Origin of the sequence: Pseudoalteromonas sp. C2R02, from assembly GCF_018860845.1 — a bacterium.
Lineage (GTDB): Bacteria > Pseudomonadota > Gammaproteobacteria > Enterobacterales > Alteromonadaceae > Pseudoalteromonas.
The window spans coordinates 292,466-300,521 of sequence record NZ_JAHKQC010000034.1 but is presented as its reverse complement, the minus strand read 5'-3'; the positions used below and the strand labels follow the sequence as shown (position 1 = coordinate 300,521).

7 protein-coding genes are annotated in these 8,056 nt (G+C 33.0%); all 7 read left to right on the top strand.

Translation table 11 applies throughout. The annotated features are described in order from the left end of the window. Nucleotides 1-722 (top strand): hypothetical protein (locus tag KO527_RS14565; RefSeq protein WP_216041011.1); only part of this gene is annotated, 722 nt, incomplete at its 5' end. Nucleotides 723-727: 5 nt separating this feature from the next. Further along, nucleotides 728-1,897, top strand: a complete 1,170-nt coding sequence (locus KO527_RS14560) for a hypothetical protein (protein WP_216041010.1) — start codon at nucleotides 728-730, stop codon at nucleotides 1,895-1,897. Between the two features lie 155 nt (nucleotides 1,898-2,052). Further along, on the top strand, nucleotides 2,053-3,570 hold the full coding sequence (locus tag KO527_RS14555) for a hypothetical protein (protein ID WP_216041009.1): 1,518 nt from the start codon (nucleotides 2,053-2,055) through the stop codon (nucleotides 3,568-3,570). 4 nt (nucleotides 3,571-3,574) lie between these two features. Further along, entirely contained in the window at nucleotides 3,575-5,647 is a 2,073-nt protein-coding gene (locus KO527_RS14550) for a PEGA domain-containing protein (RefSeq protein ID WP_216041008.1), read from the top strand. Nucleotides 5,648-5,659: 12 nt separating this feature from the next. Continuing rightward, nucleotides 5,660-5,935 carry a hypothetical protein gene (locus tag KO527_RS14545; protein ID WP_216041007.1) on the top strand — a complete coding sequence of 92 codons (276 nt, stop codon included), beginning with the start codon at nucleotides 5,660-5,662 and terminating at the stop codon, nucleotides 5,933-5,935. 12 nt (nucleotides 5,936-5,947) lie between these two features. Next, nucleotides 5,948-6,760: a MotA/TolQ/ExbB proton channel family protein gene (locus tag KO527_RS14540; protein WP_216041006.1), complete on the top strand. Its 813-nt coding sequence runs from the start codon at nucleotides 5,948-5,950 to the stop codon at nucleotides 6,758-6,760. Next, the gene (locus KO527_RS14535) at nucleotides 6,761-8,053 is read left to right on the top strand and encodes a hypothetical protein (protein WP_216041005.1); all 1,293 of its coding nucleotides are present in this window, start codon (nucleotides 6,761-6,763) and stop codon (nucleotides 8,051-8,053) included. Nucleotides 8,054-8,056 lie beyond the last annotated feature (3 nt).

Below are 8,056 nucleotides of genomic sequence, written 5' to 3'. Positions count from 1 at the left end.
AAAGCCAAAGCCAAAGCCAATCAAAGTCTTCATCTCAAAAGAGTCAAAGTCAAGCACAAACTCGCTCTAATGATTCAGGACAGCAATCAGAGCAACAATCAGAAGATGCATTTGGTGATGAACAAAGTCAACCAAGCAATAAAGAAATAGACTTTTCAGAAGAGGAAGCAAGTACATCCTCAAGTTCACAATCTAGTGCTAGTGAACAATCAAGTTCAGGCGAGCAATCAAATTCAGGTGCACAATCAAGTACTGGCGTCCTTCAGTCTACCAGAGGAGAAACAATCGCAAAGCTTGAAGATAAACTGAATAAATCAATGAATGATTACGATGGCATGATACTGAGTGAAAGAGCTTATATTCAAAACAAAGGTAGTGAAGAAGGCAGTGAAGAAGAAGTAGAAAATGCAAATAATGGCAGACTTTATGATGATGTCCTCAATGGTGAAACTGATTCTTCTCAAGCTACACAAAGAGGTATGAATTCGGATTCGAATTCAGGAAACGGATCAATGCCAATGCCTAGTAGACAACCTGAAGGAGACTTTAAACATTCAAAAAATCAGCAAATATATGCACCCCCTACAGATATTCCCAGTGGTGAAGATGATGATATTGTTGCAAGGCAGATCAGAGAGGCAGCACTTAAAGAAGCAGATCCGATTATTAGAGAAAAATTATGGCAAGAATATCGAAAATATAAAAATCAAGGTAAGGAGTAAATGAAATGCTAAAATTTATACATGTTCTAATTCCTTTAATCATTTTACAGCTTGGCTGTGCAACAACAGAGATTAAAACGACTAAAGTAACCCCTGTCATACTTGAAACTACTGAAATTTCGGATGAACATCTACTTGATATTGGAATACGAGTTTTTGATCCTGGTTTAGATAAGCTACAAGAATTAGATGATGATGCTATCTATTTCCCCGAAATACGTGTGGCTGAAGCGAGTTATTTTCCCTATCTATTAATGGAAACACTACAAACAAGTGCCGCTTGGGGAGCTGTTAGGGTTGTCCCTTTGGAACATGATTCAGTAGATGTTTTAGTTGCTGGTGAAATACTTAAATCTGATGGTGAATTACTAACACTCAGCATAAAAGTAACAGATGCAACGGGTAAGCATTGGTACACTAAAGAATATCAACATAAAGCAAGTAAATATTCTTATAATGCTAAAATGCAGTTACCAAAAGAGCCCTTTCAGAATGTATATAATCAAATAACAAATGATCTATATCTATATTTAAAAACATTGCAGCCCAATCAATTAACTAAAATAAGGCAAATATCAGAATTAAAATTTGCTAAGTCTTTTTCTCCGAATATGTTTGAGGGCCATTTATCACAAGATCAATCTGGCAATTATTCTGTGAACAGGCTGCCTGCCGAGGGAGATCCTATGATGGTTAGGATCAGACAGATAAGAGAAAGAGATTACTTATTTGTTGATACGCTTCAAGAATATTACGGTCGTTATGTTAAAGGCATGAAAACTCCATATCAAACCTGGCGTAAAGAAAGCTACAATGAAGTCATAGCTATGAGAACGATGCAAAGAAAGGCCAATAACCAAAAGCTCATCGGGGCAGCCTCTATCATCGCTGGTATTTTTGCTGCAGGACACTCAAGTGGTGCAGCTCGTGCAGCAGGCGCCGTAGCAGTGGCTGGTGGTAGTTACATTATTAAAGATGGATTCGATAGAGATGCTGAGTCTCAAATTCACATAGAGGCACTTCAAGAGCTGGGTGATTCATTAGAGGCTAACTTAGAAACACATGTTATAGAACTTGAAGATCGCACTATTACATTAAGTGGTACTGTTGATAATCAATATGAGCAATGGCGAGAAATTTTAAAAGATATCTATAAAGTTAATGTAGGTGAATAACAGCTTATGATGCTTTTTATATAAGCGATTACCCATGACAAGGAAGTTGGTTTTAAATGAATTAATATTAAATTTAAAAATGCAATTCATTAATTTCTAAACTATATATTAAACATAGAAAAGATTTTAGATTATTCGTTAACTTAGGAGGCTGGATGACTCATAAAGATACTTCGGAACAACAAGAACAGGCGATAACTCACTCTAAAACTTTTGAATTAAATGATAAAAATGTAAGGAACTCAAATACTAAGTTTAATAGCGTTAACTTTTATTACCTTATAGGGATAACAGCCTTAGTTTTCGCTTTGATTTTTGTTATTTTTTATTTACCAAAAAATATCTCTAAACCTGAGTTAGAAACTGATAGTAAAGTGTTTATGGAGAAAGAATTAAGTAAAGCAATTGATGAATCTCCATGGCACGAAGCACAATTATCAAAACATCGAAAAACCTCTCAAACAATTTTGGCTAAAGTGCTTGATAAACAGAATATACTTGAACAGCATCATGTTGAGCTATGGGGAAAAGAGAAGTTTGACCTGGCTTTTGAAAAAGCGAAACAAGGTGATTTATCTTATCGAAGTCAGGAGTTTGATAAAGCGATTTCACTCTATACTGAATCGCTCACTGAGCTAACTACTCTAGAGCTTGAAATTGAACAACACTATCAATTGTATTTAAAAAAAGGCAGTGAAGCTTTAGCTAACAATAATGCAACGAGAGCAAAGAAACAATTACAAATAGCCATGTATTTAAAGCCCACAGACGTTGAGGCACAAAAAAAATACGATCGTGCACTAGTATTAGATGAGGTACTCTCATTAAATAATGAGGGTGTCATTTTAATAAAAAATAAATCATTAGATAATGCTAAAAAACGTTTTTTAACTGCAATAGATTTAGATGAAAACTCTCAATTAACACAAGATAATTTAAAATCAGTTGAAGCTAAAATCACACAAAGAGATTTCTCTAAAGCCATGTCTCAAGGTTATATCAGTTTAAATAACCATGAATTTAAAACAGCTATAAAGTATTTTACCCAAGCACAAAAAATAATACCTGATTCGAATGATCCCAAAGCAGCAATATTACAATCTAAAAATCAACAAACGCAGAGTCAAATTTCGAACATATTAAAATCAGCCTTAGAACTAGAAGAGTCACTTCAATGGCAAGCTGCGGCTAAAGAATATAATAAAGCTTTATTAATAGATTCAAGCCTTACCTCAGCACGAGTGGGCTTAATAAAAACTAAATCAAAAGCTGACTTAGAGCATAAACTTAATGGCATTATTAATTATCCAACGCGGTTATCAAACAATAATGTGTATCAAGAGGCACAAAATATTTATAAACAAGCAACTGAAATACAAAATCCAGATGTAAACCTACTAAAACAAATCACATCAGTACAACATATTTTAAGGCAAAGTAAATTACCAATCAATATTGAAATTTTATCTGATGATTTAACACGTATCACTATTTATCGTATTGGAGATATTGGTCATTTCACCAATAAAAATATGTCTCTAAAACCAGGTGAATATACTTTAATTGGCTCAAGAAATGGTTATAGGGATATTAGAAAAGTTGTGAATTTACTACCTGGCAGTAAAAATAATAAAATTCTTGTTAAGTGCGTTGAAAAAGTAAATAACGGGTGATGTTATGGATAAAGATTCAAATTTTACAAATAACTCAAACAATATAATTAAACCGTCAAATTTTGTGCCTTCAAGTGAAGTGGTAGCGCATAAAAAAAGTCAATTTAGCACAAAGCATCTGGTACTGGTAATTCTATTATGTATCAGTATTTTCGCGTTATTATATGTGTTTACTGCTAAATCAGTTACTTTCAGCACTATGCCCGCTTCTAAGAATATTACATTATCGGGTGGCTTCTACGTTAAAATGTCAGATTATTATTTAATGTTGCCTGGTAAATACAACTTAAAGTCAGATAAAACAGGATATTATCAACTTGATACTAGTTTTGAAGTAACTCAAGAACAAAATCAATCTTTTGATTATGAGTTTACTAAGTTACCAGGAAATCTTAAATTAATTGTTAAACCCAAAGTCAAAGTTGCAGTAAAAATAGGTTCTGAATCTGTTGATTTAATAGATGGAATTATAAAAAGCATTCCTGCTGGTGATCATACTTTAGTAGTTTCAGCGAATAAATATTTTGACTACGAAACTCCCATAACAATTGTCGGTAAAAATGAAACTCAAAATTTAACGATAGATTTATCACCCGCTTGGGCTCAGATCGGCATAAGTTCAACGCCTACAGAAACTAAAATATTTAAAGATGGCATACATCTTGGCACGACTCCCGCTTTGCTCGATTTACTTCAAGGTGCTCATTCCTTAGTGTTTAAAAAGAAAGGTTATCAAGATGTTCAAAGAAATATAGATGTAATAGCGCTAAAAAATGAAACAATAAGAGATGTGCATTTAGAAAAGTTGTTAGGTATTTTGAAAATTACAAGCTCTCCTAGTGGCGCAAGTGTTACCTATGGTGATGAGTTTTTAGGAAAAACCCCTATTTTAGCTAATGTAGTCCCTGATCAAAGTGCTTCATTATTGATTTTTAAAGAGGGATTTAAGCAGCATAGTCAAACATTAATTGTTAATTCTAATACTCAGGTTAATAAAAATATCAGTCTGTCCCCTATTCTCGGTGATGTTAAGTTTAAAGTCGTCCCATCTGATGCTTTGATTTATATTAATGACACTTTGATGGGACGCGCATCACAAGATTTAACTTTATCGGTTAAAAAACAAAATATACGAATAGAAAAGAGCGGATATGTTACATATCACAAAGACATACTACCTAATCCCACATTAGCACAAACATTTAGTATTCAGCTTAAAACGTTAGAACAAGCAAAGTGGGAAAATATGAAGCCAATTATTTCAGATCCCTCAGGTGGAAAATTAAAATTATTTAAGCCGAAAAAAACGTTTTACGCAGGTGCTTCGCGTCGTGAACAAGGTCGTCGTGCAAATGAAATCAAGCGTACACTAAACTTATCTCGTCCGTTTTATTTAGGGTTTACAGAAGTTACCAATAAACAATTTAAGCAGTTTCAAAGCGAACACTCTTCTGGCAATGTAAAAGGTAAAAGCTTAAATGGCATACATCAACCTGTTGTAAATATCACTTGGATTCAGGCTGCATTATTTTGTAACTGGTTATCAGACAAAGAAAAATTAAACAATGTTTATGACATAAAAGATAATAAACTTGTTTCATTTGATAAAAATGCGACAGGTTATAGATTGCCAACAGAAGCTGAATGGATTTGGTCATCAAGATTTATAGATGACAAAATGCTGAAATACCCTTGGGGGGATTCACTGCCTCCAGCTAAAAAATCAGGAAACTTCGCAGATATTTCAGGCGCAGCAATTTTGGGTAATGTGCAACCTAAATACAATGACAAATATCCAGTATCTGCTCCCGTTGCGTCATTTAATAAAAACCAAAAAGGAATTTATGATCTTGCTGGTAATGTCGCAGAATGGAGTCATGATTTATACGAAATTCAAACCGGACTATCTTCAAAAGTGCAATATGATCCTATGGGGCCTCTAACAGGAGACTATCATGTTATCCGCGGCTCAAGTTGGGCACATGGAACTCGGACAGAACTAAGACTTTCATTTCGGGATTATGGTAATGATAAAAGACAAGATCTTGGTTTTAGAATTGCTAAATATGCTAATTAAGAGGCAAATTATATGGTTATAAAAATAAGTGTTTTTATGTTCTTAATTTTTACAACATCAAGTGTATCAAATGAAGCGATTAACATTTCACCTACTAGTAATAAACAAGCAAAAATATCAACAAGTGATATTGATAAGAAAATAACTGATAAGCCGAAAAGAGTTTTTAGCTTATCAGAAAATAAACCTGTTCAAAGTAACGTAAAACCTAAAAACAAAGATAAAAAGTTTATTCCGACAGAGTCTATTTCTGAAGACTTATCGGTTCCATTCCCTGTTGATATATAAAGGATATTTATTATGAAACGAAGTTCTGGCAGTGAATTTATATTCCAAATATTTTCTTTATTGATCTCAATTTTAATTGTACATGCAGTGTATGTTGCTGTGATCAGACCCAATGCAGAAGCGCTTTTACAACAGCAAGAAGCACAGCAACAAGCTGGTAGTGAAATTAGTACTCAAAGATCCCTTTATATAGTGCTAAAAGATTATGAACAAGAAACCTGTTTTATATTAATGTTTTGGGTATTGATGATCATGGCATTTAAAGCAAAAAAAACTGTTAATGAAACTTCAATGCTAAATTTTTCAGTATTAAACATTCAACAAGGTACCAAGGTTTTGCCAGAAGATGCCAATAGTTTATGCCGTCCAATTGAAAACCTGTCAAAAGACAAACAGGTATTGTTATTACCACGCACAATTTTAATTGCACTAAAGCGATTTATAGCCACAGAAAATATCGCAGCAGTTGCGACCGCTATAAAAGATACCTGTGATTCAGAAGCTGATAGATTAGATAGTGAATTAGCAATGGTCAGATATATTTCTTGGGCAATTCCCTCTATTGGATTTATTGGTACTGTACGAGGAATAGGTGAAGCATTAGGTCAAGCGCATAAAGCTGTTGAAGGCGATATTATAGGGGTAACCAATAGCCTAGGTGTGGCATTTAACTCAACCTTTATCGCTTTAGTGATCAGTATATTTATCATGTTTTTCACTCATCAATTGCAACTATTTCAAGAACGGCATGTACAAAATACACAAGATTATTGTGATGAAAATCTGTTAAATCACTTAAAAATTGATGGTTCAGAGGAGTGCTAAATGGATTTTATTGTTATCGAAGCTAATGACTTTCAACTTATAGTCCATGATAGTCACTCAAGCTCAGAGTCAAGAGCTTATGCATATACCTCAAAAGATAAGATTATATTTGGTGAAGATGCTTTACCTTATATCAAATTATCTCCTGATGACTTTTATTCTCATTTTTGGCAACGTTTAGGCTATGAAGAAATTAACTGTAAAAATGACAGTATTAGGCATTTTGCAGATTTAGCGTATCAGCAGCTTTTAAAGATTACTGAAAAATATGATTCAAATATTCCAGTTGTTTTCATCACGCCATCTTATTACAAAGAGCAAGAATTATCATTGTTATTAGGTTTAGCCCAAAGTTGTAATTTAAATACATTAGCATTGATAAATCAAGATGTAATAAATATTGAAGCTGTTGATTATATGGGTGATTATACTATTGGCCAATTAGGGTTACACAATTGTAATTTATCGAATTTGACCATTAGCAAGACAATTAAACTCAATGAGCAAAATATATTTCATGAATTAGGGTTTATTGAGTTAGTTTGGTATATATCAAACTGGTGCAACCAAAAATTTATTAAACATAACCGTTTTGATGCTTTTCATAGTGCTCGCACTGAACAAAGCTTATTTAACCAAATTTATACATTGCTTATTAAGTTATCAAATACAGGACAATTAGCAGATACTGATATATCTATTAATGAAAAATCAATTAATCTAGAAACTCAGGATTTATTAGAAAAAATAGCTGAATTTTTTAGTGTTCTATTTGAAAATAAACCCAAAGACGCTCCATTATATTTTACACATGACTTTTATAATTTAATTGCTAATACTCAGTATAAAAATGACGGTAAACGATTAAAAAAACCTTCTATATTCGCCTTGATACAAAACCTACTACCTTTTATTAAACAGCAATCTGGCGTGTGTTTATTGGAACAAATCCCGACTCTAAAACGATACCAACAAGATAACGTTATAAATATCAATCATGCCACACATATTGTATTTAATCATTTAAGTGTGGCATTTAAAAATAAACCTGTGTATTTAAACAATCCTAATGATAAAAAGACCATACACCCATTTAGTCGACATCAAACATCCGAATCATTTGCAGTTTTGACTCCCAATGGTAACAAAATCACCTTAACTGCAATTAGAGCAAAAAGCTTAACTGTCAATGGTGCATCCGTTAAAGATAATATTCTTTTAAACAATGCAGACATAATTTCAATTTCCGATAACTTTAATTTCGAATTAATTACTGTTGAAGAGGAGTTTTAATCT